The 25,099-nt window shown below is 67.6% G+C and carries 25 protein-coding genes; 10 read left to right on the top strand and 15 right to left on the bottom strand.

The window, feature by feature from the left end:
• Window position 1 precedes the first annotated feature (1 nt).
• A complete protein-coding gene (locus tag FDA38_RS14060) occupies window positions 2-1,312 on the bottom strand; it encodes an ABC transporter substrate-binding protein (protein ID WP_137254481.1) in 1,311 nt (436 codons plus the stop codon).
• 219 nt (window positions 1,313-1,531) lie between these two features.
• Here FDA38_RS14060 and FDA38_RS14055 point away from each other — a divergent pair, with 219 nt between their 5' ends.
• Entirely contained in the window at window positions 1,532-1,714 is a 183-nt protein-coding gene (locus FDA38_RS14055; RefSeq protein ID WP_137254480.1) for a hypothetical protein, read from the top strand.
• 32 nt (window positions 1,715-1,746) lie between these two features.
• On the top strand, window positions 1,747-5,202 hold the full coding sequence (locus FDA38_RS14050) for a ricin-type beta-trefoil lectin domain protein (protein WP_137254479.1): 3,456 nt from the start codon (window positions 1,747-1,749) through the stop codon (window positions 5,200-5,202).
• 160 nt (window positions 5,203-5,362) lie between these two features.
• Here the strand turns inward: FDA38_RS14050 and FDA38_RS14045 are convergent, their stop codons facing one another.
• Window positions 5,363-6,289 carry a hypothetical protein gene (locus FDA38_RS14045; RefSeq protein ID WP_137254478.1) on the bottom strand — a complete coding sequence of 309 codons (927 nt, stop codon included), beginning with the start codon at window positions 6,287-6,289 and terminating at the stop codon, window positions 5,363-5,365.
• Between FDA38_RS14045 and FDA38_RS42225 the strand changes: the two genes are divergently transcribed.
• Window positions 6,288-6,428: a hypothetical protein gene (locus tag FDA38_RS42225; protein WP_170989732.1), complete on the top strand. Its 141-nt coding sequence runs from the start codon at window positions 6,288-6,290 to the stop codon at window positions 6,426-6,428. The two genes, FDA38_RS14045 and FDA38_RS42225, sit on opposite strands and share 2 nt — an antisense overlap.
• A 36-nt stretch (window positions 6,429-6,464) precedes the next feature.
• On the top strand, window positions 6,465-6,602 hold the full coding sequence (locus tag FDA38_RS42220) for a hypothetical protein (RefSeq protein ID WP_170989731.1): 138 nt from the start codon (window positions 6,465-6,467) through the stop codon (window positions 6,600-6,602).
• Between the two features lie 213 nt (window positions 6,603-6,815).
• Here the strand turns inward: FDA38_RS42220 and FDA38_RS14040 are convergent, their stop codons facing one another.
• The 6 genes from FDA38_RS14040 to FDA38_RS14015 form a co-directional block, all read right to left on the bottom strand.
• Entirely contained in the window at window positions 6,816-8,051 is a 1,236-nt protein-coding gene (locus FDA38_RS14040; RefSeq protein ID WP_137254477.1) for a hypothetical protein, read from the bottom strand.
• 614 nt (window positions 8,052-8,665) lie between these two features.
• On the bottom strand, window positions 8,666-9,643 hold the full coding sequence (locus tag FDA38_RS14035; RefSeq protein WP_137254476.1) for a ribose-phosphate diphosphokinase: 978 nt from the start codon (window positions 9,641-9,643) through the stop codon (window positions 8,666-8,668).
• 111 nt (window positions 9,644-9,754) lie between these two features.
• Window positions 9,755-10,777, bottom strand: coding sequence for a threonine aldolase family protein (locus tag FDA38_RS14030; protein WP_137254475.1), 1,023 nt, complete (start codon window positions 10,775-10,777; stop codon window positions 9,755-9,757).
• Window positions 10,774-12,147, bottom strand: coding sequence for a class II 3-deoxy-7-phosphoheptulonate synthase (locus FDA38_RS14025; RefSeq protein ID WP_233714707.1), 1,374 nt, complete (start codon window positions 12,145-12,147; stop codon window positions 10,774-10,776). Before FDA38_RS14025 ends, FDA38_RS14030 begins: the two co-directional genes overlap by 4 nt.
• 43 nt (window positions 12,148-12,190) lie before the next feature.
• Window positions 12,191-12,583, bottom strand: coding sequence for a DUF2237 family protein (locus FDA38_RS14020; RefSeq protein WP_137254474.1), 393 nt, complete (start codon window positions 12,581-12,583; stop codon window positions 12,191-12,193).
• Window positions 12,584-12,619: 36 nt separating this feature from the next.
• A complete protein-coding gene (locus FDA38_RS14015) occupies window positions 12,620-13,384 on the bottom strand; it encodes a lysophospholipid acyltransferase family protein (protein ID WP_137254473.1) in 765 nt (254 codons plus the stop codon).
• Between the two features lie 323 nt (window positions 13,385-13,707).
• On the opposite strand from FDA38_RS14015, the gene FDA38_RS14010 reads away from it, so the two are divergent.
• The 5 genes from FDA38_RS14010 to FDA38_RS13990 are packed head-to-tail and all read left to right on the top strand — an operon-like array spanning window position 13,708 to window position 17,665.
• Window positions 13,708-14,478, top strand: a complete 771-nt coding sequence (locus FDA38_RS14010; RefSeq protein WP_233714706.1) for an alpha/beta hydrolase — start codon at window positions 13,708-13,710, stop codon at window positions 14,476-14,478.
• On the top strand, window positions 14,471-15,175 hold the full coding sequence (locus FDA38_RS14005; RefSeq protein WP_137254471.1) for a hypothetical protein: 705 nt from the start codon (window positions 14,471-14,473) through the stop codon (window positions 15,173-15,175). Before FDA38_RS14010 ends, FDA38_RS14005 begins: the two co-directional genes overlap by 8 nt.
• 51 nt (window positions 15,176-15,226) lie before the next feature.
• Window positions 15,227-16,456 carry an ornithine cyclodeaminase, nickel-pincer nucleotide-dependent gene (locus FDA38_RS14000; RefSeq protein WP_137254470.1) on the top strand — a complete coding sequence of 410 codons (1,230 nt, stop codon included), beginning with the start codon at window positions 15,227-15,229 and terminating at the stop codon, window positions 16,454-16,456.
• A 25-nt stretch (window positions 16,457-16,481) separates the two neighbouring features.
• Window positions 16,482-16,904, top strand: a complete 423-nt coding sequence (locus tag FDA38_RS13995; protein ID WP_137254469.1) for a YybH family protein — start codon at window positions 16,482-16,484, stop codon at window positions 16,902-16,904.
• A 17-nt stretch (window positions 16,905-16,921) separates the two neighbouring features.
• On the top strand, window positions 16,922-17,665 hold the full coding sequence (locus FDA38_RS13990) for an enoyl-CoA hydratase-related protein (RefSeq protein WP_137254468.1): 744 nt from the start codon (window positions 16,922-16,924) through the stop codon (window positions 17,663-17,665).
• Here FDA38_RS13990 and FDA38_RS13985 read toward each other — a convergent pair.
• From FDA38_RS13985 to FDA38_RS42215, 7 genes are all read right to left on the bottom strand, one after another.
• Entirely contained in the window at window positions 17,652-18,344 is a 693-nt protein-coding gene (locus tag FDA38_RS13985) for an endonuclease/exonuclease/phosphatase family protein (RefSeq protein WP_137254467.1), read from the bottom strand. The genes FDA38_RS13990 and FDA38_RS13985 overlap by 14 nt on opposite strands.
• Complete coding sequence (locus FDA38_RS13980; RefSeq protein ID WP_137254466.1) at window positions 18,341-19,483, bottom strand: ROK family glucokinase; 1,143 nt, start codon at window positions 19,481-19,483, stop codon at window positions 18,341-18,343. The genes FDA38_RS13985 and FDA38_RS13980 overlap by 4 nt, the downstream gene beginning before the upstream one ends.
• A 136-nt stretch (window positions 19,484-19,619) precedes the next feature.
• The gene (locus FDA38_RS13975) at window positions 19,620-20,591 is read right to left on the bottom strand and encodes an ROK family glucokinase (RefSeq protein ID WP_137254465.1); all 972 of its coding nucleotides are present in this window, start codon (window positions 20,589-20,591) and stop codon (window positions 19,620-19,622) included.
• The gene (locus FDA38_RS13970) at window positions 20,582-20,962 is read right to left on the bottom strand and encodes a hypothetical protein (RefSeq protein ID WP_137254464.1); all 381 of its coding nucleotides are present in this window, start codon (window positions 20,960-20,962) and stop codon (window positions 20,582-20,584) included. The genes FDA38_RS13975 and FDA38_RS13970 overlap by 10 nt, the downstream gene beginning before the upstream one ends.
• Window positions 20,959-22,296, bottom strand: a complete 1,338-nt coding sequence (locus tag FDA38_RS13965) for an ArsA family ATPase (protein ID WP_137254463.1) — start codon at window positions 22,294-22,296, stop codon at window positions 20,959-20,961. Before FDA38_RS13965 ends, FDA38_RS13970 begins: the two co-directional genes overlap by 4 nt.
• A 4-nt stretch (window positions 22,297-22,300) precedes the next feature.
• A complete protein-coding gene (locus FDA38_RS13960) occupies window positions 22,301-22,732 on the bottom strand; it encodes an SRPBCC family protein (protein WP_137254462.1) in 432 nt (143 codons plus the stop codon).
• A 4-nt stretch (window positions 22,733-22,736) separates the two neighbouring features.
• Window positions 22,737-23,180 (bottom strand): polyketide cyclase / dehydrase and lipid transport, encoded by a 444-nt coding sequence (locus FDA38_RS42215; protein WP_170989730.1) that lies wholly within the window; start codon window positions 23,178-23,180, stop codon window positions 22,737-22,739.
• A gap of 109 nt (window positions 23,181-23,289) precedes the next feature.
• On the opposite strand from FDA38_RS42215, the gene FDA38_RS13950 reads away from it, so the two are divergent.
• Window positions 23,290-25,080 (top strand): AMP-dependent synthetase/ligase, encoded by a 1,791-nt coding sequence (locus FDA38_RS13950; RefSeq protein ID WP_137254461.1) that lies wholly within the window; start codon window positions 23,290-23,292, stop codon window positions 25,078-25,080.
• Window positions 25,081-25,099 lie beyond the last annotated feature (19 nt).

The raw sequence follows: 25,099 nt of genomic DNA, 5'->3' as shown, positions 1-25,099 counted from the left end.
CCTACTTGACGATCGCTTGGATCTGAGCCTTCGCCTGTTTCAGCAACGCCGCGTTGTCCGCGCCCTTGGCAACCGCCTTCTGCAGCATCGGCGTGAGCACCGAGGTCACGATCTGCTGCCACTTCGGTGTGGCCGGCCGCGCGATCGTCGCGGGAGACTTCAGCGTCGTCAGGATGGCCGGGTAGTTCTCGTGCCCAGCGACACCGGCCTGCGACTCGAACGCCGAGATCCGAGCGACCAGGCCCAACGACGTCTTGATCGACAGGTCGTTGTGCGCGTAGGCGAAGGCGATGAACTTCTTGGCCTCGGCCTGCTTTTCGGTTGCCTTAGGCACCGAGAGGTACCAGGCGCCCGGTACGCCGGCGATACCGCCCGGTCCCGCGATCATCGGAGCAACGCCGAGCTTGCCTTTGACCGCGGCGTTGGCCGGGGTCTGGGTATAGGCATGACCCCAGAAGCGCATCATCGCGAGCTTTCCCTGGTAGAAGAGGTTCTGGGCGCCGGCCCAGTCGAGCTGCGCCGCGCCGGGTGGGGCATAAGGCAACAAGCTGGTGTAGAAGTTCAACGCTGCCAGGTGATCGGCGTCGTCGATGGTGACGTCGCCGCTCTTCGGATCGAGAACCATCGTCTTCTCGCCGGTCTGCGAAACCGTGGCCAGCCACTCCGTCTCGACCGCGCCCTTCACATCGGTGCCGTACAGATCGGTCTGGCCGTCGTGGTTCGTGTCGCGGGTGAAGAATTCGGCGACGTCCTTGTACTGCTTCCACGTGGTCGGCGGCACGAGCGGATACCCGTACTTCGCCTGGAACGCCGCCTTCTCCTTCGGGTCGCCGAACAGGTCGGTCCGGTAGTAGAGGATCTCGGAGTTCGTCCAGACCGGCATCCCGACGTACGACCCGCCGACCTGTGCCTCGGTCACCAGGCCCGGGAACAGATCGCGCTTCACGTCGTCGGTGAACAGATCGTCGAGCGGCGAGACGCCGGCCGAGAAGGCGCTCAGCCAGATGGCGTCGAGCGCGGCGACGTCGAACGACGTCTTGCCCGAGCCGAGCTCGGTCTGGATCCGGTCGTACAGACCGTCGTACGGCAGTTCGACCAACTCGACCGTCGTACCGGTCTCCTTCTGGTAGAGATCGGCGATCGGCTGGAGCTCGGCCTTCCCGCCACCCTCCACCAGGACTGTGAGCTTGCCGCTGGCACCTGCCGAGCTTCCACCGGCACCGCATCCGGCGATGGCCAGGATCACGCTCGTCGCAACGGCGATCCCGGCCAGCGCGGTCCGGAGACGACCGCTCGTGCTGCGAAGCTTCATACTCCGACTCCGTTCCAAGCTTGTGATTAAACGTTTTGGCAAAACGTCTTGGCAGCAGTGTTTGCCCGCCGGCGTCGGTCGGTCAACGCCAAAATCGAGCCAAACAGCTGCCAAAACTTTTGCCACCGGCGACGATCTTGCCGCCGCCTGGACGCAGTCCTACCTTCGGATCAATTCCGCTCTGCCAAAACCTTTTGGCAACCTCGAGAAGGAGCCGCCGTGAACTCCCCCACCCCTCCCGGCGCAGGCCTGTCGCGCCGGGTCTTCCTCGCAGCCGCGGCCGCCGTGAGCGTCGCCGGCTACCTCCGACTGCCGAGTACGCCGGCGGCCGCGGCCGTCGCCACAGACCTCGCCGCAGACCCGGCGCCGCGACCGCACAACACGCTCCTCGGCGTCCTCTGAGCACTCCAGCTCTCACTACGAAAGGGAAGACGATGCCCTCGACGATCTACGACGTCACCACCTGGACCATCCCCGGCAGCCCGTCGACGACCGCGTACACCGACATCGGCGCGATCGTGAACAGCATCATCGCCGACATCAAGACGAACCAGCCCACCCAGGCCTCCAAGCCGGGCGCGGTGATCTACATCCCGCCGGGTGACTACTCGCTCAAGACCCGGATCGTGATCGACATCAGCTACCTGCAGATCAAGGGATCCGGCCACGGCTTCACCTCGTCGAGCATCCGGTACAACGCCGGCGACACCTCCAGCTGGCACGAGATCTGGCCGGGCGGCAGCCGGATCCGGGTCGAGAACACCGACGGGAACGCCGAAGCCATCCTGATCAGCCGCACTGGCCTCCCCCGGCTCAGCTCGATCGAACTGCTGGACTTCTGCCTGGACGGCGTCTCGTTCACCCCGAACCAGAACAGCTACCTCAACGGCAAGTACGGGATCCGGTCGACCACCGCCACCGACTCGCTGCGGATCCGCGGCCTGGGAATGGTCTACCTGGAGCACGGAATCGTCATCACCGATGCCGACGCGCTGCACATCCAGGACAACTTCCTCTGCGAGAACGGCAACTGCATCGAGCTGATCAGCTCCGGTCAGGCCAGCATGGTCAGCGGCAACATGATCGGCGCCGGCTACGTCGGCTTCTCGATCTTCGCCGAGAACCACTTCGGCCTGATCGTGTCCGGGAACAACATCTTTCCCCGCGGCAAGAGCTCGGTGCACCTGAAGAACTGCACGAACAACAACATCAGCGCGAACCGCCTGCACGCCTTCTATCCGGGGATGATCCAGTGCGAAGGCGCCTGCCACAACAACCTGATCGGGTCGAACCACTTCCTCCGCGTCCCCGAATCGTTCCCCGCGATGACCGGCTACAACAACGGGCTCGACGACCTCTTCGGGCTGGTGCAGATCAACGGCAGCGGCAACACCGTGGTCGGGAACCACTTCTCGTACGACGTCCCGGCAGGCAACATCACGCCGTCCGGAGCGACCCCGACGATCGTCCTGGTGAAGTCGGGCAGCAACAACTACGTCGCAACCAACCACACGGCCGCGAACGTCGCCGTACACACCGTCGTGCTCGACGGATCGACCGTCAACACAAAGGTCCTCGACTGCGGCAGTACGGCGGAGTTCCAGGCGCTGAGCGGATCGACGTACGGGTTCCGGGCCCCCATGATCCGGATCGCGTCGTTCCTGGCCTGGGTCCTCACGCTCAGCTGTCTCACGGCGCTCCCGGCCGCCGTGGCCGGCTCATCATCGGACTATCCGGAGTACCCGTACGCCGCCACCGACTACACCGAGCCGTTCCGCGGCCAGTTCCACTTCAGCCCGCAGAACGGATTCATGAACGACATCAACGCTCCGCTCTACTACCGCGGCGTTTACCACCTGTTCTTCCAGCACAATCCCCACGGACTCGGCTGGGACGCCGCGGTGCACTGGGGACACGCGACTAGTACGGACCTGGTCCATTGGACGCAGCAACCGATCACCCTCGAACCGGGTGTGCACACCGGTAACCTCTGGTCGGGATCGGGCTGGGTCGATGTGAACAACGTGACCGGCCTGAAGGTCGGGTCCGACGACCCGATCCTGTTGTTCACGAATACCGACGGCGTCAGCATCGCGTACTCGACCGACGGGGCGAAGACCTTCCAGATGTACAACGGCGGCGCGAAGGTCATCACCGATCCGGTCGAGAGCCGCGACCCGAAGGTGCAGTGGGACCCGCAGCACAACCGCTCGGAACTCGTCACGTTCCGGGCCGGGACCGGCGCCGCCTTCTACACTTCGACGAATCTGCTCGACTGGACCTATCGCGGCGCCTACTCGGCCGGCTGGTTCGTCGAGTGTCCCGACCTCTACCAGCTACCGGTCGACGGGGACTCCAACGCTTCGAAGTGGGTCCTTCAGGATGCGAGCGGCGAGTACGTCATCGGCTCGCTCGATGCGAACGGACTGTTCGTCGCGGGCTGGGCGACCCCGCAGCGGATGGAACAGGGAGTCTCCGGCGCCGCCTTCCCGCCGTCCACCTGGTATGCGCCCCAGACCTTCAACCAGTTGCCGAACGGCCGCATCGTCCAGCTGGGCTGGCAGCCGAGCAACGCCGGTGTGACCTGGATCGGCAACGCATCCTTCCCGGTCGAGCTCGCCCTGAAGACGTATCCGGAGGGCATCCGCCTCACCCGCAATCCGGTCAGCGAGATCTCCACCATCCGGACGTCCACGCAGACCTGGGGAACGCGCACGATCATGACGAATCCGGCGACCGATCCGCTCAGCGGCATCTCGGCCGACACCTACGAGCTCAGCGCACAGTTCGACCTCACCGGCGTCACCGCGTCGGAGTTCGGGTTCCGCCTGCACGCGCGGTCGGACGGATCGAGCGATCGCACTGTCGCGTACGGCGTTGCGGCGCAGACCCTATACGGCGTATCGATGCCGCCGATCTCGAACCAGGTCACGATCAGACTCCTCGTCGACCGTGGACAACTGGAGGTCTTCGGCAATACCGGCAAGACCGTCGTGAGCGACAACGTCGCCTTCGACTCCAACCCCGCAAGCCTCGGGCTTCACCTCTACGCCGTCGGTGGTGCAGTCACACTCACCTCGCTCAGCTTCTCCCCCATCGGCTCGACCTGGACACCCGGCCCCGCTGGCACGGCTCCCGCCGGCGCCGTTGCATCGACCACGCGACAGGATCTCTGCGTCGATCGCGATGTTGCCAGCGACAACGTACAGCTGTGGTCCTGCCTGGCGAACTCCAACCAGACGTGGAGTCTCGGCAGCTTCGGAGAACTGAAAACAGGAGGTGTCTGCCTCGAGGTACCGTCCGGCCAGACGACGAACCTGACCTTGGTGAACGTCGCGGCCTGCTCAGGCGGCGGCAACCAGAAGTGGCGCCAAGGCAACTTCGGCTCACTGATCAACCAGGCCTCCGGGCGGTGTTTGAACCTGCCTGAAGCAGACTTCACCAACGGCCGCCGGCTGCAGATCTACGACTGCGTCGGAACCCGCAACCAGAGCTGGGTCGGCCCCAACTACACGACCGCGACCGGAGCACTCACCTGGGGCACAACGTCGTCCTGCGCGGATCGCGACGTCGCGACGAACAAGGTGCAGATCTGGATCTGCACCGGTCTGGCCAACCAGACCTGGACCCTGCACGCCGACGGAACCCTCACCTCATCCGGAACCTGCCTGCAACCCACCTCATCGGGCAACGGATCCGGACTAACGACAGCACCCTGCACACCGAACAACCCCGATCAGCAATGGACCCGTTGGTCAACGGGCCAACTCCGAAACATCACCACCGACCGCTGCCTGGACCTAGACTCCGGCAACACCACCAACGGCCACCAGCTCATCATCTGGGACTGCGTAGGCGGCCCCAACCAAACCTGGACAGGCCCATCCTGAAGTGCCTACCCGCCTCAATCACCCCGAGACGACCTTGCCGACCCAAGTCCCCGCGCCCTGTTTGTGGCGCTGCCGTCCTGGGCGTGGTCGGTTGCACCGCTCGCGCCAAAGACGAGCACTTCCCGAACGGAGGCGGCGCGAATCGGTGTGACTCAACGAGTCACTGAGCCCTTGCCCTGAGGGCGCTGCCTTCGACCTCGAGGTCGTATGGCTCAGCCACGGTCCACATAGATACGAACTGCTCGTAGAAGTACTCGAACCACGCTGGATCGCGCATGCGCTCGATCCGGAAGGTCGGCCGAAGATGGTGCTGACCGTGAAACGACCCCAATCGCATCTCGATCATGCCCTCTTCCAGACCCGGGTCGTACCCGTACAGCGTGTACGGCGCGAGGTAGTCGATCAGCCGCACCTCGAGGCGCGTGCCAAGGGTGGCGAGCCGCCGGAGGATCGCCAGACTAGTGCTCAGACGTTCCTCTTGCTCCTGCATCCCGAGTCCGTCTGGTCCCGCGCGAAGGACGGACATCTGCATCGCTGCCCCACCAGGTCTGATCAGCATTATCCGAACGTTGCGACCTTCCGAGATCGCGCGACGAAGCGGCTCCTCCAGGTAGGGCACGTGCATCGACAGCGTCGTGCCCAGCAGCCAAACCTGTTCTTTCGAGTTCTTGATCAACCTTGAGATCTCGTCGACATTGTCAAACTCGACGAAGAACCTGTGGGCGGGTACCGACCCAAGGTCTCGCTCGGCGTAGCTTCTTGGGCGGCTCGTGGCAGTCGGAGTTCTTTCCAGCGCTTCGAGCCACGGTGCGACAGCCTGCTCGTCCCGAACCTCCAACGCGTGGAGAAAGTTCAACATAAGCTGTTGGCTCGGGCGCTGCTTTCCCGTCAGTGCGTCGCTAAGCGTGCTCTTCCGAAGTGGCCTCCCGTGGCCGAGACCCCAGTTCTCCAATTCGCGAAGCGACGGCTGTCCCTTCGCGCGATGAAGGCGCTGAAGGCAACGAGCCAGGTCGGCAGTCGTCGCGACCTTGGCGAGATCCTCGAATGTCGGCGATCCGGCCGTGCTGCTCGCTTGTTCGTCAGTCATGGCAATCACGGTAGCCACGATCATCATCGTCCGGCGTACGTCTGGACGCCCGCCGGACGGTTCGGACACGGCTGTCCGCCACCGGACGGCGCAGGCCACCGCCCTGCTGGCGTCCGGGCTACTCGGACGTGCGTCATGAGATCTCCACTCGATCTAGGCCGACAGGAGCACTCGAATGACCGAAGCCGTACTTGGCGCCGCCGGCCTCGTGGTTCTGGCGTACGTACTCACATCGAAACGCGACGAGCCGGCCCAGCGACTCACCCATCTCGTACAAGCCCTAGCGGAACTCGTCGCAGCCTGGCGTAAATGAAGGACGTCCCCGCCCCGGTCGTCGCTCTAGGCCAGGTCGCCCGGCCCCGCGCATACTGCCAGCACAGGTTCGCAGTCCGGCGGCGATCTCGGCGAGGCTGGCGCTCTTGTTCAGCTCCGGCAAGCCGCCAACTGTCCTCGGCGGCGAAATCATCCGTCGTGCATGCCGCCGAGGGCAACTTCTCGAAGCAGGGCTTCGACGGCTGTGCGACAACTACTTCTCGTCCGCCCGGGTTCTGATGGTGGCCATCACCTCACGCACCATGGCCAGCTTCTGACTGAACAGAGGGTCCAACAACGACAGTGATGTCACGGCGAACCAGGCGATGCAGAAGAAGGTCAGTCCGCTGCCCAACGCGCCGTCAACGTCGATTCCGAACCAACGTAAAGCGACAACCACGAGCAGAGGAATGGCGCCGATGAGTAGAGACTTGGCGATCTGACTTGCCACCATCAGGCGTTCGGCGCCTGTGAGCGGCGGCAAGTGCAACTCTGGAAGTTCGTCATAGTTCCCGGACAAGAGCACGACACCGACGCCGACAGAGATCGCTGACAGCTGTGCAGCTGTATCCGCCTTAGGCAGCGCAACCCAGATCTCCATCGACTCGAGTGAGTCGGCGGCGCCCTGGCATCGCGCACTGAAGATGGCTCGCTGCGCCGGACTCGGCAGCGCGATTGAACCCGGCAAGCCTGACCGTGTGAGACGTGACGCGCGATGCAAGGCCTTGACGATCGCACAGCGTCGCCGGTGGCTGATGAACGGCTCCGGTCGAGACAGAAAGTCCACGACCCGTACAAGTTCGTGCAAGGTGTAGACATGGGGCATCCGCATCTCAGCACGGCGATTCATGACCGAGATCAAAAACAATCCGAGCACAAAGATTGCACCGACCAAATAGCCGTAGAACCCGAAGAAGATGAGTAGCACCGCCGCAGAGCCGCGGTCGGCTCCCAAGAGGAGGGTGGACAGGTCATCGATACCTGCTCCCCCTGGTAGCAGGAGCATTCCGCTGATACCGGCAAGCCCGAAGAGAGCGGCCAATACCGCGGCCACCGCAGCGAATGATGGCAGCGCCCCGAGTGCAAGCGCCGCACAGATAACGCACGAGGCTACTGAGAGCCAAGTCGAGCCGAGGACGAGATAGGACGGGTGTGTTCTGTCGCCGAACGCCATCGGCAGGCCGCCCGCTGCGATCAGCGCGAGCGCCGCAAGTCCTGCGCTCCTTGCAGTCCGCGCTTGGCGACGTACCAGATCATCCGCCACCTGCCGCGCGCACTGTAGGTAATGATCCTTGACCGCGTGACGATCGCTGTCCGGGTACTTGATTGCGAAGGCATGCTCGAACCTGGGCCAGGCCCGATACCAGTGTTCCAGAGTGCGGCGCGCACGTCTCGTGGCTCGAGGTGCGGGGTTCACCAGGTAGGCGAAGACGTTGAAGATCCATCTCATCGGACGAAGAAAATGTCGCAGAGACTCTACGATCCCCCTTCGTCCGACTACATGTTCCGGTACCGTCCCGCCCTGCCCCGGGTACCGCGCTCCCGGCATGATCCGGCCGTCAGTCGCATGATCCCCCACGCTTGCCACGCCCCCTACAGCCCCTGATACCTGGCCCACAAACCGTGACCACGGCTCCCTGCCGGTTGTATCGCGTTGTGTCAGCGTGTCGTTACCGGATTCTTTCAGGTAATAGAATTGTGACTCTGGCCAACGTATTCGCACCACCTAGAAACAATTGCCCAAGCATTCGATCCGTACTCAATCATTTGAATCAGAATCTGTTTGAGACCGACCAGCACCCATCGATTCGATCGTAGGGTCGGGTGGATGGCGTCCGCGGTTCCAGTGAGCGCGGTTCGATTGGGCGGGGCCCGGCCTGGTAGTCGGTCGCGGGCGATAGCCCGCCACGTCCGGCGATAGCCGGAAGGGATGCACCGGCGGTAGCCGGGGGGTGGGTGGGTGCGTGTGGAGCAGGTGCGCTGAGGAGCGGAGCGACGAAGGAAGCGCCTGCGGGAGCACGCGGGGGCGGTCCCAGTTCCCCAATCAGCCTCAGATCCCGGGGATTAGAACGGGAGTTTGGGTTGGGGTGGGGCGTGGGTGGGGTCTACGCCGTCGAAGAGGCTGCTTACTGATTCGCCGTCGTGGATTCGTTTGATGGCTTCGGCGAAGAGGCCGGCTACTGAGGTGATCTGTAGTTCGGGGAAGCCGTTGGGGCGGGGGACGGTGTCGGTGCTGATGACTTCGGTGATGGAGGGGTGGGAGCGGAGGCGTTCTACGGCGGGGCCGGCGAAGAGGCCGTGGGTGCAGGCGACGGCGGCTTGGGTGCAGCCCAGGTCTTTGAGGCGGTCGAGGAGTTCGATGATCGAGCCGCCGGTGGCGATCTCGTCGTCGAGGATGATGGCGCGCTTGCCGCTTACGTCGCCGACGATCGCGTCGATGACGACCCGGTCGTCGGCCAGGCGCTGCTTGCTGCCGGCGGCGACGGGGGTGCCGAGCAGGCGGGCGAACTGGGTGGCGGTTTTCGCGTTGCCCAGGTCGGGGCTGACGACGACGGTGTCGCTCAGGTCGCGGCCGCGGAAGTGGTCGGCGAGTACGCCGATCGCGGTCAGGTGGTCGACCGGTACGGAGAAGAAGCCGTGGACCTGCGGCGCGTGCAACGCCATCGTCAGCACGCGATTCGCGCCGGCGGTGGTCAGCATGTCCGCGACCAGGCGGCCGCCGATCGAGATGCGGGACGCGTCCTTCTTGTCGGAGCGCGCGTACGCGTAGTGCGGGATGACTGCGGTGATCTGCTGAGCCGACGCGCCGCGGGCGGCGTCGATCATCAGCAGCAGCTCCATCAGGTGCTCCTGCGTCGGCGGCACCAGTGGTTGCACGATGTAGACGTCGCGTTGCCGACAGTTCGCCTGGAGTTGGACCTGCAGGCAGTCGTTGCTGAAACGATGGATCTCGACCGGTGAGAGCGGTACGCCGAGATCCCTACAGATCTGCTCCGCCAACACGGTGTGGGCACTTCCGCTGAACACGACGATCTCTCGCACGGCTCTCCCCGAAACGCTGCAACCCAGACAACGTCAGCCTACCTGGCGCATCCGGCCCGAGATCGCCGAGGGCGCAGGGCAGCGACGGCATCGAGCGGAAAGCTCAACAAATCAGCTGACGATGCGGGCCAGGACTTCCGCCGCCGCCCGGCAGTCCTCAGCTGACGCGTCGAGGTGCGTGACGACCCGGAGTTGCGTCGCGCCGACACCACCGACGAGTGCGCCGGCCTCCTTCGCAGCGGCAACAACCTCCGCGACCGTGCGACCGGTGGCGGCCAGGTCGGCGACCACGATGTTCGTCTCGACCTGGTCCGGCTTCACCGAGCCCGGCGCGGCATCCGCGAGTACGTCGGCGATCGCCCGCGCGTTGGCATGGTCCTCGGCGAGCCGCTCGACGTTGTGCGCGACGGCGTACAGTCCCGCAGCGGCCAGTACGCCGGCCTGCCGCCAGCCGCCGCCGAGGCGCTTGCGCCAGACCCGTGCCTCGCGAATCAGCTCCGTGGAGCCGACCAATACGGAGCCGACGGGAGCCCCCAACCCCTTGGACAGGCAGACGCTGGCGGCCGCAGCCCGCGACGCATACGCAGCAACCGGCACCCCAGACGCCACGGACGCGTTCCACAGCCGGGCGCCGTCGAGGTGCAGCGGGAGGTCGTGGGCGTCGAGTTCGTCGGCGAGGGCGTCGTACCCGTGCTGGATCGCGCCGCCGCCGAAGTTGTGCGTGTTCTCGACCGAGACCGCCGACGTCCGGACGAAGTACGGACCGAGGTCGGCGGCGATCAATGCACGGATCTGGTCGAGGTCGATCTGCCCGGCCGGCGCGCTCCAGGTCCGCGTCGTCACACCGTTGACGGCCGCGTGCGAGCCGAGTTCGGCCCGGACGATATGCGCGCTCGCCTCGCAGAGGACCTCGCCGCCGCGCGGCACCAGCGCCTGGACGCCCAGCATGTTCGCCAGCGAGCCGGTGACGGTGAACAGGCCGGCCTCGTGCCCGAGCATGCCCGCGACCTGCTCTTCCAAGGCGTTGACGGTCGGATCCTCGCCGTACACGTCGTCGCCCACAGGAGCCGACGTCATCGCGGCCAGCATCTCCGCCGACGGACGGGTGACGGTGTCCGATCGAAGATCGATCATGCCTTCGCGCCCCGCAGCCGCTCCGCGACCAGGAACGCCAGCTCCAGCGACTGGTGCCGGTTCAACCGCGGGTCGCAGGCCGTCTCGTACCGGTTCACGAGGTCCTCCGCGACCAGCTCCTCGCCGCCGCCGAGGCACTCGGTCACGTCGTCGCCGGTGAGCTCCATGTGTACGCCGCCCGGCCACGTCCCGACCTGCTCGTGCGCGTCGAAGAAGCCCTGCACCTCGTCCATCACGTCGTCGAAGTTCCGGGTCTTGTACCCGTTCGGCGTCTCGTACGTGTTGCCGTGCATCGGGTCGCTCACCCACGCGATCGGCGAGCCGTGATCGCGGACCGCCTCCAGCAGCGGCGGCAGCGCCGAGCGGATCTTGCCCGCACCCATCCGGGTGATGAACGTGAGCCGCCCCTCGATCCCCTTCGGGTTCAGCTTGTCGATCAACGCCCGGATGTACTCCGGGGTCGTGGTCGGCCCGATCTTGACGCCGAGCGGGTTCGACAGCGACGCGAGGAACTCGACGTGTGCGCCGTCCAGCTGACGTGTCCGCTCCCCCACCCAGAGCAGGTGGCCGGACACGTCGTACGGCTGCTCGGTCCGCGAGTCGATCCGGGTCAGCGCGTGCTCGTACTCGAGGATCAGCGCCTCGTGCGACGCGTAGAAGTCGACCGTCCGGAACTCGTCCGACGTCGCACCGCAGGCCCGCATGAAGGCGAGGGCGCGCTCGATCTCGGATGCCAACTGCTCGTAGCGCCGCCCGACCGGGGACGACTTCACGAAGTCCGTGTTCCAGGCATGCACCTGGTGCAGGTCGGCATACCCACCGGTGGTGAACGCGCGGGTCAGGTTCAGGGTGGCTGCAGCCGCGTTGTAGACCCCGCGCAGGCGGTTGGGATCCGGGATCCGCGACTCGGGCGTGAAGTCGAAGCCGTTGACGGCGTCGCCGCGGTACGACGGAAGCGTCACGCCGTCCCGCGTCTCCTCACCGGACGAACGCGGCTTCGCGTACTGCCCGGCGATCCGGCCGATCTTCACCACCGGCACACTCGCGGCGTACTGCAGGACGACCGACATCTGCAGGAGCACCCGGAGCTTGGCCCGGATGTTCTCCGCGGTCACGCCGGCGAACGTCTCCGCGCAGTCGCCACCCTGCAGGATGAACGCCTCGCCGCGGGCCACCGCGCCGATCTTCGTGGTCAGGTCGTCGCACTCACCGGCGAACACCAGCGGCGGCAGGGTCCGGAGTTCGGAGATCACCTGGTCGAGCACGGCCTCGTCCGGCCACTCGGGCTGCTGCAGCGGCTTCAGCCCCCGCAGCTCGTCCAGACTCGGAACCCCCGGCACTCCACCGGCCGTCAACGTCGCAAATTGCATGAGGCCAACTCTAGGCCAGGGCCCAGAACCGACGGTGACCGTCTCAGGTCAACGAGCCCGGATCGGCGGGTACGTCGACAGCGTGCTCGCGCAGCGCCGTGAGCGGGATCGTGTCGAGCGTCCGGGCATGAGTGGACGCCAGTACGACGGGAGCCGCGGCGCCGGCGTGGTACGCCTGCAACCAGCGGGCGGCGACCACGCACCAGCGGTCGCCCGGCTCGAGACCGGGGAAGTTGTACTCGGGGCGGGGTGTGATCAGGTCGTTCCCGACCGAGGCCTGGTGGGCGAGGAAGTCCGCGGTCATCACCGCGCACACGGTGTGGCTGCCGAGGTCTTCGGGGCCGCTCGTGCAGCAGCCGTCGCGGTAGAAGCCGGTGACCGGGTCGGTCCCGCACTCCTCCAGCGGTCCGCCGAGCACGTTCAGGTCGCTGTCCATGGCGACATCCTCGCCCGGAACGGGGCCCGAACCGGGTCAGCTGGCCTTGGTGTCGCCGAGACGCAGGTGCTCGTCGACCGATTCGCCGGCCTTGATCAGCTCTTTGGCCTTGTCTGCGTACATGTCGACGTACTCCTGGCCGGACAGCTCCATCAGCGCGTACATGATCTCGTCGGTGACCGAGCGGAGGACGAAGCGGTCCCGCTCCATGCCCTCGTAGCGGGAGAAGTCCATCGGCTTGCCGAACGCGACGCCCGGGCGGACCAGCCGCGGCAGCAGCTTGCCCTTCTCCCGGTAGAACAGGTTCGGCCGCATCCGGCCCGCGGGCTGCAGCTTCTCGGTGTCGATCATCGCGACCGGGATCACCGGGACGCCGGCCACGATCGCCATCCGGGCGACGCCGGTCTTGCCCTTGTACAGCCGGCCGTCAGGCGAACGGGTGCCCTCCGGGTAGATCCCGAACAGGCCGCCCTTCTCGAGGATGCTCAGACCGGTGTTCAGCGCCGCCAACGAGGCGCGCCCGCCGGACCGGTCGATCGGGATCTGGCCCACCGACCGGAAGAACGTGGCGACCAGCTTGCCCTTCAGGCCGGGGCCGGTGAAGTACTCCGACTTGGCCGGGAAGACGATCTGCCGCGGTACCGAGACCGGCAGGAAGATCGAGTCGCAGAACGCCAGGTGGTTGCTGACCAGCAGTGCCGGGCCGTCGGTCGGCACGTGCTCCAGGCCGGTCACCTTGGGCCGGAAGAGCAGCTTGATCAATGGCGCGACAATGAACCGTCTCAGGAACAGGTACAGCATCCGCCTCGACCTCCGTCGCTCGCCCGACACACCCGACTCGCATCACCCGACAACGCTCACCGAACCATCGTCGGCCGTACCCTCGTCCGGCACCAGTGCCCACCGGTGGCGGCCAGGCGACATCTTCGGCGCGCCGACCGTTCGGTGCGGACACTACGTTCCAGCTTCCCCCTCAGGCAATGTCACCGCCAGGAATCCGGGTGTTGCTCACCGTGTTGTCACCTGGATGCAGACTGGACGCAGCCCAGATGCGACGATTGAGGGGCGCTCCGGCCGTCTTCGGCTGGGGCGTCTGTGAGGAACGGACCGGCGAGGAGTCGAGCGTGCCAGTGCAAGCCCACGCGGAGGAGTTTCGCAGTCCCGGGACCGGGGCGAACGCGGCCGTCGGAGTCCTGCTCAGCCACGGGTTCACCGGTTCGCCGAAGTCGATGCGGCCCTTCGCCGAACATCTCGCCACCGAGGGGTACGGCGTCGCCGTACCGCGCCTGCCCGGTCACGGGACCAGCTGGCAGGAGATGAACAAGACCGGCTGGCCCGACTGGTACGCCGTACTCGACAACGAGCTGCAGCGCTTGCGCAAGGAGCACGACCACGTCTTCCTGATCGGACTGTCGATGGGCGGCTGCCTCGTCCTGCGGCTGGCCGAGAAGCACGGAGCGGACGTTTCCGGTCTGGTCCTGATCAACCCGTCGGTGCGCACCGACGACAAGCGGCTGGTGCTCCTACCGGTGCTGGCCAGGCTGGTGCCGTCGTTCCCCGGTATCTCCAACGACATCAAGAAGCCGGACATGGACGAGGGCGCGTACGACAAGATGCCGTTGCGTGCGCTGCATTCGCTGTCGCAGCTGTGGAAGGTCACCCGCGACGATTTGGCCGAAGTCACTCAGCCGGTGCTGCTGTTCCGCAGTACTGTCGATCATGTGGTGGAGCCGAGCTCGGGGCGGACGGTGCTGTCCTCGATCTCGTCCCGCGACGTGACCGAGACCCTGCTCGAGGACAGCTATCACGTGGCAACCCTGGACAACGACGCACCGCGGATCTTCGCGGACACATCAGCCTTCATCAGGCGGCTGAGCGGTAACAGTGATGCGTGACAACGGACTGACAGCAGCGTCGTACACGTCGCTCGGGGGGATCGACCCGTTGGTCGCGCAGCCGGTGCTGGACGCGCTCGCCGCGGCCGGGATCGCGGCGTACTGCGAGAACCAGAGCGAGGCCCGGACGCCGGAAGAGGCCGAGGAACCGGTCCGCATTCCGGTCGGGTACGACGAGATCTTCGTCGACGCCGCCGCGGTGGACGAGGCCCGCCCGTTGATCGACCGCAGTACCGAGGACGCGGAGTGGGAGTCGCTGGTCCAGCAGTTCAGCCAGCCGTCCGCGCCGGGTCACGACGGCGGCGAGGACCCGGTCCCGCGATGGCCGGCCAGCGAGGACGTCGACGACAAGTACGAGCCGCTGATCGACGTACCGACCGGGCTCACCGTCGAGGAGACGCCCGCGGCCGACGAGGAGGACGTCAAGCCGAAGCGCAAGGACGACGACCCGCACGACCATTTCGTACCGCCGGAGCCGCCCCGTGGCCCGCGGCTGGACTGGATCACCCGGCTCGCCTGGCTCGGCCTGCTCGGCGGACCACTGCTGCTGATCGCGGCCGCGGTCCTCGACTTCGGCACCGGCCGGATCACCACGCTCGCGGTCGCCGGCTTCATCGGCGGCTTCCTGACGCTCGTCTTCCGGATGAAGGACCGTCTCCCTCCTGGAGACGGCGGCGACGACGGGGCGGTCGTCTGAGTTAGAGTGCGGATCGTCGGACAATCCGACGAATCGCGAGGGAGGGCACCCGTGCAGGTCACCGAGACCGTCGAGATCACCGGCCACCTGATGGACTCCGGGCTGCTGTCCCGCGTCCTCGACGACATCCGCGGGTACGGCGGTGAGTACACGCTGGACAAGTTCGACCTCGGCTACGACAAGGACGACCCGTCCACGGTCCGGATGACCGTCGGCGCGGACGACGAGGAGTCGCTGCAGCGGCTGCTGATGCGGATCCAGACCAAGGGCGCCAACCTGGTCGACCCGGGTACGCCGGACATCACCGAGGTGACCACCGACGGCGTGTTCCCCGACGGGTTCTACTCCACCACGAACCTCCCCACCAGCGTGCGGCTCGGCGGCCACTGGGTCGCGGTGCAGAACCCGGAGATGGACTGCGGTCTGCTCGTCGAGGGTGACGCGGTCCGGACGATCCCGATGTCCGACGTACGCGCAGGCATGAGGATCATCACCAGCGCGCAGGGCGTGCGGGTCACTCCCCCGATCGCGACGAGCACCGAGGACGGGTTCGGCTTCATGGAGTCGGACGTGTCGTCGGAGAAGCCCCAGCGGGTGCTGGTGAAGCAGGTCGCGGACGGGATGCGCGAGGCGAAGGCCAACGGGCAGAAGGTGCTCTGGGTCGGCGGCCCCGGCATCGTCCACACCGGCGCCGCGCCGGCCATGGTCGCGATCGTCGAGGCCGGGTACGTCGATGTGCTGTTCGCCGGCAACGCGCTCGCGACGCACGACATCGAGTCGTCGCTGTACGGGACGTCGCTCGGCGTCGACCTCGCCCGCGGGCGGGGTGTGGAGCACGGGCACGAGCACCACATCCGCGCGATCAACACGATCCGCAAGGCGGGGTCGATCAAGGCCGCGGTCGACCAGGGCGTCCTCACCTCGGGCGTGATGCACGCGCTGGTCCGGACGGGCGGCAAGTTCGTGCTGGTCGGGTCGGTGCGCGACGACGGGCCGCTGCCGGACGTCTACACCGACGTACTCGAGGGGCAGCGCGCGATGCGGGCCGAGCTGGACGGCGTCGGGTACTGCCTGATGGCCGCGACCATGCTGCACTCGGTTGCCACCGGCAACATCCTGCCCGCGTCGATCCCGCTGACCTGCGTGGACATCAACCCGGCGACGGTGACCAAGCTCGCCGATCGCGGTTCGTCGCAGGCGCGTGGGATCGTCACGGACGTCGGCCTGTTCATCGAGCACCTCGCCCGCGAGCTGTCACCGGAGTACGCCGAGAGCAAGTGACCCTGTCGAGGGTGAGACTGGCTCGGTGATTGAAGACTTCGAATCGTTCCTGCGCCGGTTCGAGGAGGCCAACACCGCCTTCATCAACGGGGACCCGTCGCTGTGGATGCCGCTGGTGTCGCACAGTGAGCAGACCTCGATCTTCGGCGGGTTCGGCGGGCACGAGGTGGGCTTTTCGCAGATCGGGCCGCGGTACGAGTGGGCGTCGTCACAGTTCCGGGACAGCGGCGCGAAGGTCGAGTTCGAGTACCTCGAGAAGCACGTCGGCGCGGACACGGCGTACACGGTCGCGATCGAGCGCTGCACGGTGCATCACATCACCCAACCCGAGCCCGTTCCGCACGTCCTGCGGGCCACGATGGTGTTCCGCGCCGAGGCCGGTGAGTGGAAGATCACGCACCGGCACGCCGATCCCCTCAACCCGAAGGCCTCCCCCTCCGGTCCGTGACGGTGTTGGATGGCGCCATGACCGAACTCGTGCACCTGCAAGTGGCCGACGGCGTTGCGACGATCACGCTCGACTCGCCGCACAACAAGAACGCGCTGTCGCAGCAGTTGACGGGTGAGTTGCTGGAGCACCTGGAGGCGGCGGGGGCCGACGACGAGGTGCGGGTGATCGTGGTTCGGTCGGCGCTGGATGTGTTCTGCTCGGGCGCCGATCTGTCCGAGGCGACGACGATCGGGATGGGCGTCGGGGCGCAGCGGATGGTCGACGTACAGCGGGCGATCGTCGCGAACCCGAAGCCGGTGATCGCGCGGGTGGCGGGCGCGGTGCGCGCGGGTGGGATCGGGATCGTCGCGGCGTCCGACATCAGCGTCGCCGGGGAGAGCGCGACGTTCGCGCTGACCGAAGTACGGCTGGGGCTTGCGGCGGCGACGATTTCGCTGACCGTCCTTCCGCGGCTGACCGATCGCGCGGCGGCGTACACGTTCCTGACAGGCAGCGGTTTCGACGCGCTCGAGGCGGCGCGGTTCGGGCTGCTGACGCTGACGGTGCCGGACGACGACCTGGACGCGGCGGTCGGCGCGGTGCTCGAGGCGGTGCTGAAGGGCGTGCCGCAGGGTTTGCAGGAGACGAAGAAGCTGCTCAACCGCGACCTCCTCGTCGACATCGATGCCCGCGGCAAGGATCTCGCGGAGCTGTCGGCCAGCCTCTTCGGCTCGTCCGCGGCCCAGCAGGCGATGCTCGACTTCCTCAACCGCCGCTGAGTTCCACCAGCAGCGGGAGGTGGTCGGTGGCGGCCGCCAGGTCCGGCTTGGTGGCGGGGAGGTGGCGTAGGCGGCCTTTGAGCTGGGGGGAGAGTACGGCGGCGTCGATGCGTTTGTGGGGCGTGGTCGAGCTGAAGGTCGGGCCGGCGTCGAGGTCCAGGAGGCCTTCCTCGGCCAGGAGTTTCCAGACGGGGCCGTCGGGTTCTTCGTTGATGTCGCCGGCGAGCAGGTACGGCGTACCGAAGGAGCGGCAGAGGGTCAGGACCTGGGTTATCTCGTGGATCCGGCCGCGGGGGTGGAGGCCGAGGTGGCAGACGACGACCGCTAGCCGGGTCGAGCCCAGGACGAGTACTCCGCCGACTGCGCCGCCGGGGAGCTGGGTGGCGATGAAGTTCAGGCGGCGGCGGACGAACGGGCGCCAGATCCGGCGGCCGCGGATGCCGGTCAGGTCGATGCCGTCGGCAACCAGGATCGCGTTGCGGGCCGAGGCCGCGACGTACCGCAGGCCGAAGGTCGCCGCCATCGCGCGTCGCTTGCGCCGGGTGCCGAACCAGGTCGGGGCCTCCTGCACCAGCATCACGTCCGGCGCGCAAGCCTTCACCACCCGTGCGAGCGCCGTACGGTCGTCGCCCCAGCGGTGCACGTTGTACGACAGCACCCGCAAGGTGCGGCCGGTCATCCCTCGTTGTCGCCGTTCAGGTCGGCTGGGTGCAGCTCGGCCTCGGCGGGCGCGGCGCGCATTCCGGTACGCCGGGCCGCCGACTTCCGCGCGGCCCGCTCCAGGCGGGTGGAGCGTCCACGGGCGGCGGCCGTCTTGGCCGTCACCGCGGTCGTCTTGACGCGGACGCGGCGCAGCCAGGTCGCCTCTTCGCGAGCCAGGTCGGCCGCACCGACGAGACCCGCCTCCGGGCCGAGGACCGCGCGGACGATCCGGGCCTCCGGGCGGAAGCCGCGGCCGGTCAGGGTGCGCTTGAACGCCTCGCGGGCCGGCGCCAGCAGCAGCTCGCCGGCGTCGGACACGCCGCCGCCGATGACGAACGTGCCGGGGTCGAGCGCGGCGGCCAGGTTGGCCAGGCCGATGCCGAGCCAGCGGCCGACGTCCTCGAGCAGCTCGACCGCGACCGGGTCGCCGTCCTTCGCCAGCTCGGTCACCATCGGGCCGTTGATCTTGCGCGGGTCGCCGCCGGCCGCACGCAGCAGGTTGTGCGCGACGGGCGAGCCGGACATCGCCAGCTCGCGGGCCTCGCGGGTGAGCGCGTTGCCGGACGCGTACTGCTCCCAGCAGCCGCGGTTGCCGCACTCGCAGCGGTGGCCGCCGGGGACGACCTGCATGTGGCCGAACTCGCCGGCGATGCCGAACTTGCCGCGCTGCAAGGAGCCGTCGTTCAGGATCGCGCCGCCGATGCCGGTGCCGAGCGTGACGCAGACCAGGTGGCTCTCGCCCTGTCCGCCGCCGAAGCGCCACTCGGACCAGGCGGCCGCGTTCGCGTCGTTCTCGACGACGACCGGTACGCCGAGGCGCCGCTCGACCGCGTCACGCAGCGGCTCGTGCCGCCAGGCGAGATGCGGGGCGAACAGGACCGACGAGCGGGTGCCGTCGACGAATCCGGCCGCGCCGATACCGACCGCGATCACGTCGTGGCGCGACTCGAGGTCGTGGACGATCTCGGCGATCGCGTCCTCGGTCTCCCGCGGATCCTTGGTCGGCGTGTCCCGCCGGACCCGGTCCAGGATGTTGCCCTCGGGGTCGACCACCCCGGCGGCGACCTTGGTCCCGCCGATATCGATCCCGATCGTCAAAGCCTGCGTCAGAGCCACTGCACGACCCTCCTCGCCGTACCCCCGACCCCCGCCGGACTACCTCCATTATCCAGAGTCGCCGGAACAACATGCCCGCCCGCCGCTTCGCGGCGGGCGGGAGAAGAGGACGGAGGGCGCCCAGGCGCCGCGGCGGTCACCTGGTTCTCTCCGGGATCGGGGCCGGGCGGCGGGCGAGGTCGGCGGCGCCGATGAGGCCGGCGTCGTTGCCCAGTTCGGCGAGGGTGAAGGTGGGGTGGGGGCGGTTGGACTTGGCCGGGAGGACCTTCTCGAAGGCGACCTCGGCGGACTTCATCAGCAGGTCCTTCGCCGCGCTCACGCCGCCGCCGATCACGATCAGGGTCGGGTCGAACATCGTCGCGAGGCTCGCCAGCCCCTCGCCGAGCCACCGGCCGAGGTCCTCGAGCAGCTCCACCGCGCACGGGTCGCCCGCCATCGCCGCCTCGGTGATCATCGGCCCGGTCAGCTCCGCCGGGTCGGTGATCCCGCACACGCTCAGCATCTGCGCCGCCGCGATCGAACCGGACTCGGCCTGAGCCCGCCCCTCACGCACCAGCGCCCGCCCGGACGCGTACTGCTCCAGGCACCCGCGCGACCCGCACCCGCACCGATGCCCACCGGGTACGACGCGCATGTGGCCGAGCTCGGCCGCGACGCCGTGGGCGCCACGCAGCATCTCGCCGTCGCTGACCACAGCGCCACCGATCCCGGTGCCGACCGTGATGCAGAGCATGTGCTCGACGTGCTTCGCCGCGCCGAACGCGAACTCACCCCACGCCGCCGCGTTCGCGTCGTTCTCCACGACCACCGGGATCTTCAGCGTCTCCGAGACCCGCGCGCCGAGCGGCTCGTTCCGCCAGGCCAGGTTCGGCGCGAACAACACGGTCGACCGGTCCGACGAGACGAACCCGGCGGCGCCGATCCCGACCGCCTCCACCTCGTGCCCGGCGATCAGCTCGGCCGCCGCGTCGCAGATCGCCGTCGCGGTCCCGTCGACGGAGTCCGCCGGGGTGTCGCGATGCGTCCGGGCCCCGATCATGCCGTTCTCGTCGACCACGCCGGCCGCGATCTTCGTACCGCCGACATCGATGCCGATGGTCAGTCCCATGGTTCGGGGTCCTCACTCACGTCGATCCGGTCCACCTTGGGCGGGGCCGGTTTCTCCTCGGGCTGCGCAGGGCTCTTCGGTCGCGACGCTGCGTCCTCCCGCGCCTGCCGGGCCGCGTCCGCGGCGGCCTCCAGCAGAGATCTCAACGAGCCCAGCACATGCGCGGCGGCCGTCGACAGCTGCTCGATCGTCTCCGGGCTGGTGTTCCGCACCCGGTGGATCAGCTGACACACCGGACACCACACGCAGTCGGGCCCCAGCTTGTGCTCGTGCTTCTCATCGTCCTGAGGAGTAGCACCCGCGGCGTCCTGCAGTACCGCGAACAGCTTGGCCGCCTCCTCAGCAACCGAGCCGACGGGCTCCTTACTCACAAGCCTTCTCCGATCGCCGCCGTACGACGGGCCAGCTGCTCGTGGTACTCCGCCGTCAGGCCCTGCGCCAGCTCTTGCGCCGACTCCAACGGACCCGACCCGCTGGGCACCTCCGACGGCGCGACCGGCCGCGCGGTCTCCCGCGGCGCGAACCGTACCTGCAGCCGTCCCTCGTCGAGCCGCGCACCCGCGACCACTCCACGCGCCAGCGCGGCCGGCAGCGGCAGCACCCGACGGTACGACCCGACGGTGATGATCAGCTCGTCCCCGTGCCGCGCCAGCTCCAGCTCGCTGGCCGATGCCAAGGGCAACGGCATGGTCAGCGTGTACGTCCGCCCGTCGGTGTCGATATGCCGATCCACCCACAGCGACGTCTCGTCGGTGGCGCGCGCGAACGGGTCGTCCCCGCCGTACATCTCCACCGCGAACGCGGCCAGCTCCTCGACCCCGACCGGCTCACAGACCCGGTACGGCGATTCCCAGATCGGCAACGGCCGGAACGAGTCCGCGACCTCTTCCAGGATCCCGCGCTGTGCAGCGACCCACTGCCGCCGCCAGGTATCCGCACCGGCCGCCGGGAAGACCCGGTTCGCCACGACACCGTCCACGCGGTACCCGTACAGCGAGAGCCTGGTGAGCGACCGCCGCGCCTCCGCGACCACGACCGCCTCCGGCGTCAGCACCAGCCGCACCGACGCGTCCGGGCCGGCCAGCAGCGTGCGGATGTCCGACAGGTCGCTCTGCAGCCGCCGCAACGCGTCGAAGACGTTGTCGTCCGGGACCGGCAGGCTCGACCCGCGGCTCAGACCTGCCCCGCGGTTGATGAAGGGCCGGAACGTCCGCATCATCTTGCGCTCGGCGTTGAAGATCCGGTCGAGATACCAGTTCAGCGCCTCGGGCAGACCAAGCAGCCGGAGCGTCTCCGCGGTCGGCGCGCAGTCGACGACGATCACGTCCCAGCGCCCGGACCGGACGTGGTCGCGCACCTCGAGCAGCGCGAGCACCTCGGCGGCGCCGGGCAGCACGGTCAGCTCCTCGGCCTCGATCGGGTCGACGCCGATCATGTGCAGCACCGACCGCAGGTAGTTCTGGATGTCGCCCCAGGACCGCTCGAACTTGCGCTGCGCGTCGATCTGCTGGACGAACAGCAGATCGTCGATCTCCGTCGGCTCCGGGCCGACCTCGGAGTCGAACGCGTCCGACAGCGAGTGCGCGGCATCCGTCGACAGCACCAGCGTCCGCAGCCCGCGCAGTGCGGCGAGCGTGGCGGTACCCGCCGCAGAGGTCGTCTTGCCGACCCCGCCTTTACCCGTATACAGCAGAACCCGAGTCACTGGATCAGGACTCGACGCGCTTCTTGAGGCCCTTCAGGGCGGTGTCGATGATGACCTTCTCGGCCTTCCGCTTGAGCATCCCGATCATCGGGATCGCCACGTCGACAGCCAGCCGGTACGTCACCTCGGTCCCCTCCGCACCCAGATCCTTGAGGACGTAGGCGCCGTCCATACCCTTGACCATCTTCGCCTCGACCAGCGTCCAGGTCACCTCGTTGCGGGACCAGACGTAGGCCAGCGTGTACTCGTCCGAGATCGCACCGGCGTCGACCTTGAAACGCACCTTGTTCGGCCGGCCGGCCTCGTCGGTGGACAGCACCTCGGTCTCCCGCATCGAGTCGGCCCACTCGGGGTACGCCGCGAAGTCCGCGATCACCGCCATGATTTCTTTGGGGCTCGCGTTCATCTGGATGGTCGAGGTGGTCTGTTCCGCCATCGATTCACCTCTTCGCCGGTCGGTTCTCAGTGTCGGTCTCGGGGTCCTCAACGGAGACTATCGCGGGATCGGACGAGGTACGTCGTTCGCCCGCCGCGCGGCCCGCTTCGACTTCGTCCTTGAACCGCCACAGGTGCTCGCGGTACGACGCGACGTACCGCTCCTTGAGTCGTTCGAGGGCACGGCCGCGGACCGGGCGGGCCGGGTCGACCCGGAGGTACCAGTGCACGACGACGCCGTCGCGGACCGGTTCCAGCCACCACTCCGCCGTACCGACGGCCGAGCCGGTGACGGCCCAGCGGACCCCCTCCGCACCGCGTCGCTCGGACGGGGTCAGGGTCAGGTCCGGCCACCACTCGCGCCAGAGGGTGTCCGCTCCGAGTCGCTCGGCGACGTAGGCTGGATCAGCAACGACCAGGTCGTCGCAACTGATGTCGAGCGTGGGCATGCCTTCGAACCTAGTTCCTTGGGTCACATAAAGGTGGCTACTTGTGGGTAGGTGACTGTAGCGTGCGCCGGAAGTCGACAATTCGTGACCGACTGAGGAGACGACGCGGATGCGTGAGTACACCGTTCCTGCTGTGACCGAACCCGCCAGCGGGAGCTTGAGCGACCCGGTGTGGGCGAACGCGTCGTCCCATCCCGACACCGCGGTGTTCAGCCGCCGGGTCGCGGGCGGCGGCTGGCAGGACGTGACCGCGGCCGAGTTCGCCCAGCAGGTGATCGGCGTCGCGAAGGGCCTGATGGCGGCCGGCGTGAAGCCCGGCGAGCGGGTCGCCCTGCTCAGCCCGACGCGGTACGAGTGGACCCTGATCGACTACGCGATCTGGAGCATCGGCTCGGTCACGGTGCCGATCTACGAAACCTCCTCCCCCTCGCAGATCCAGTGGATCCTGACCGACTCCGAGGCGGTCGTCGCCGTCGTCGAGAACGCCACCCACGGCGCGGTCGTCGAGTCCGCCCGGGCCGAGGCCCCTGCCCTGCAGGAGGTCTGGCAGATCGAGGCCGGCGCCGTCGACCAGCTCACCGCGCTCGGCCAGGACATCAGTGACGCCGAGTTCGACAAGCGCCGCTCCGCGGTCACGGCCTCCGACCTGGCCACGCTGATCTACACCTCCGGTACGACGGGACGCCCGAAGGGCTGCAAGATCAGCCACTCGAACTTCATCGACGAGCTCGGCCCGGCGGTGAAGATCCTCGACGGCCTCTTCGACACCACCGGCGCGAGCACACTGCTGTTCCTGCCGCTGGCACACGTGTTCGCCCGGATCATCCAGGTCGGCTGCGTGATGAAGCGGGTCAAGGTCGGCCACAGCGCCGACGTGAAGAACCTGGTCGAGGACCTCGGCGCGTTCAAGCCGACGTTCATCCTGAGCGTGCCGCGGGTGTTCGAGAAGGTGTTCAACACGGCCAGCCAGAAGGCGCACTCCGAGGGCAAGGGCAAGATCTTCGACGCAGCCGCGGACACCGCGATCGCGTACTCGCAGGCGCAGGACAAGGGCGGCGCGTCGTTCGGGCTGAAGGCCAAGCACATGCTGTTCGACCGGCTGGTCTACGGCAAGCTGCGGGCCGTCCTCGGCGGCCAGGTGCAGTACGCCGTCTCCGGTGGCGCACCTCTGGGCGACAAGCTCGGCCACTTCTTCCGCGGTATCGGCGTACCGGTCCTGGAGGGCTACGGCCTGACCGAGACCACAGCGGCCGTTTCGGTGAACCTGCCGGACGACATCCGCATCGGTACCGTCGGCCGGCCGCTTCCTGGTGTGACGGTCGCCGTCGCGGACGACGGGGAGCTGCTGTTCAAGGGCGGCCAGGTGATGCAGGGCTACTGGAAGAACGACGAGGCGACCGCTGCTGCGATCGACGCCGACGGTTGGTTCCACACCGGTGACCTGGGCGAGTTCGACGTCGACGGGTTCATCAGGATCACCGGCCGGAAGAAGGAGATCCTGGTGACGGCCGGCGGCAAGAACGTCGCGCCGACACTGCTCGAGGACCAGATCCGGCTGCACCCGCTGGTCAGCCAGTGCATGGTGGTCGGCGACGGCAAGCCGTTCATCGCCGCGCTGATCACGATCGACCCGGAGAACATCGTGCCGTGGGCAACCGAGCGCGGGAAGCCGACCGACCCGGCCGCGCTGACCCAGGACGCGGACCTGATCGCCGAGATCCAGAAGGCGATCGACGAGGCCAACGCGTCCGTCTCCCACGCCGAGGCAATCAAGAAGTTCTCGATCCTGCCAACCGACTGGACCCAGGAAACCGGCGAACTGTCCCTCAAGCTCTCCCTCCGCCGCCACATCGTGATGGAAAAACACGGCACCGACGTCGAGGCCCTGTACACGAAGTAGTCCACTGCGGTTGTAGGGC

It is taken from the genome of Kribbella jiaozuonensis, assembly GCF_005233875.1.
GTDB lineage: Bacteria > Actinomycetota > Actinomycetes > Propionibacteriales > Kribbellaceae > Kribbella > Kribbella jiaozuonensis.
This window is presented reverse-complemented; position numbering and strand designations above follow the sequence as displayed.

Coding starts and splice junctions, on each gene's coding strand:
- FDA38_RS14025 (WP_233714707.1), bottom strand. CDS start 12,147: ATGCAATTTGCGACGTTGACGGCCGGTGGAGTGCCGGGGGTTCCGAGT.
- FDA38_RS14050 (WP_137254479.1), top strand. CDS start 1,747: ATGCCCTCGACGATCTACGACGTCACCACCTGGACCATCCCCGGCAGC.
- FDA38_RS42225 (WP_170989732.1), top strand. CDS start 6,288: ATGGCAATCACGGTAGCCACGATCATCATCGTCCGGCGTACGTCTGGA.
- FDA38_RS14005 (WP_137254471.1), top strand. CDS start 14,471: ATGCGTGACAACGGACTGACAGCAGCGTCGTACACGTCGCTCGGGGGG.
- FDA38_RS14020 (WP_137254474.1), bottom strand. CDS start 12,583: ATGGACAGCGACCTGAACGTGCTCGGCGGACCGCTGGAGGAGTGCGGG.
- FDA38_RS13975 (WP_137254465.1), bottom strand. CDS start 20,591: ATGGGACTGACCATCGGCATCGATGTCGGCGGTACGAAGATCGCGGCC.
- FDA38_RS42215 (WP_170989730.1), bottom strand. CDS start 23,180: ATGCCCACGCTCGACATCAGTTGCGACGACCTGGTCGTTGCTGATCCA.
- FDA38_RS14060 (WP_137254481.1), bottom strand. CDS start 1,312: ATGAAGCTTCGCAGCACGAGCGGTCGTCTCCGGACCGCGCTGGCCGGG.
- FDA38_RS13960 (WP_137254462.1), bottom strand. CDS start 22,732: ATGGCGGAACAGACCACCTCGACCATCCAGATGAACGCGAGCCCCAAA.
- FDA38_RS13990 (WP_137254468.1), top strand. CDS start 16,922: ATGACCGAACTCGTGCACCTGCAAGTGGCCGACGGCGTTGCGACGATC.
- FDA38_RS14040 (WP_137254477.1), bottom strand. CDS start 8,051: ATGAGATGGATCTTCAACGTCTTCGCCTACCTGGTGAACCCCGCACCT.
- FDA38_RS13985 (WP_137254467.1), bottom strand. CDS start 18,344: ATGACCGGCCGCACCTTGCGGGTGCTGTCGTACAACGTGCACCGCTGG.
- FDA38_RS14030 (WP_137254475.1), bottom strand. CDS start 10,777: ATGATCGATCTTCGATCGGACACCGTCACCCGTCCGTCGGCGGAGATG.
- FDA38_RS42220 (WP_170989731.1), top strand. CDS start 6,465: ATGACCGAAGCCGTACTTGGCGCCGCCGGCCTCGTGGTTCTGGCGTAC.
- FDA38_RS14015 (WP_137254473.1), bottom strand. CDS start 13,384: ATGCTGTACCTGTTCCTGAGACGGTTCATTGTCGCGCCATTGATCAAG.
- FDA38_RS14045 (WP_137254478.1), bottom strand. CDS start 6,289: ATGACTGACGAACAAGCGAGCAGCACGGCCGGATCGCCGACATTCGAG.
- FDA38_RS13950 (WP_137254461.1), top strand. CDS start 23,290: ATGCGTGAGTACACCGTTCCTGCTGTGACCGAACCCGCCAGCGGGAGC.